At 50.0% G+C, this 250-nt stretch carries 1 pseudogene; it reads right to left on the bottom strand.

Annotation, left to right across the window (positions count from 1 at the left end):
• A pseudogene (locus SB775_RS32145) lies at window positions 1–250 on the bottom strand (hypothetical protein); the annotation flags it as partial.

Genomic DNA, 250 nt, shown 5'->3' with positions numbered 1-250 from the left:
CCCATGGACATACCCATCGACCAAAATTCTGGAGGCAAACTCACTTTTCGGGACATCCATCCCCTTTTTCGGGATTTCATAAAAGAAGCCGCGCCGGTCAGCCATAAACTCTCCCACTCCGCGATACATTTCAGACAGCTCGGTAGGATAGGAAGTCGCCGTATGCGTCTCCATGTCGTAAACGGAATAGAGCTTCTCGTAAAGCGCATCACACTCACAATAGTTCGTAAATCGCGTGAGCATGGCGTAG

The sequence above is a fragment of the Peribacillus sp. SIMBA_075 genome, assembly GCF_046534585.1.
The sequence above is the reverse complement of the archived record's forward strand: the minus strand, read 5'-3'. Positions and strand labels throughout refer to the sequence as shown.